1 protein-coding gene is annotated in these 670 nt (G+C 45.7%); it reads left to right on the top strand.

Annotated features, from left to right (window positions below; all coding sequences use genetic code 11):
- Positions 1-75: 75 nt before the first annotated feature.
- On the top strand, positions 76-670 hold a 595-nt coding region (gene rplB / locus A3756_RS02995), incomplete at its 3' end, for a 50S ribosomal protein L2 (protein ID WP_068552915.1).

Below are 670 nucleotides of genomic sequence, written 5' to 3'. Positions count from 1 at the left end.
CGTAAGGCTTATGTCAAATTGGCAGAAGGTCAGGATATCGATTTCATGGACGTGGAATAAGGTAGAGGTCGAATTATGCCAGTCGTAAAAACCAAACCAACATCTGCCGGCCGTCGTCATGTCGTTAAGGTAGTACACCCTCATTTATACAAGGGTCGTCCTTATGCGCCGTTAGTTGAAAAGAAATCTAAAAATGGCGGTCGTAATAACAACGGTCGTATTACTGTTCGTCACAAGGGTGGCGGTCATAAGCAGCACTATCGTGTTGTTGACTTCAAGCGCACAAAAGACGGCATTCCAGCTGTTGTTGAGCGTATCGAGCACGATCCAAATCGTTCAGCGCACATCGCATTGCTGAAATATATGGATGGCGAGCGTCGTTACATTATTGCTCCTAAAGGTGTTGAAGTCGGTCAAGAGATTCGTTCGGGTGAAGATGCTCCTATTAAAGTAGGCAGTACCTTACCTATTCGAAATATTCCTGTGGGTAGTGTTATCCACTGTGTTGAATTGAAGCCTGGTAAAGGCGCTCAAATCGCTCGTAGTGCAGGTACTTCTGCGCAGCTAGTAGCAAGAGAAGGTGCTTATGCAACTCTTCGTTTGCGTTCTGGTGAAATGCGTAAGGTTCTTGTTGAATGTCGAGCTACTTTGGGTGAGGTTTCAAACAGTG

Source organism: Oleiphilus sp. HI0086 (assembly GCF_001635225.1).
Note: the sequence above shows the minus strand (reverse complement) of the source record. Positions and strands in the feature narration are given on the sequence as shown.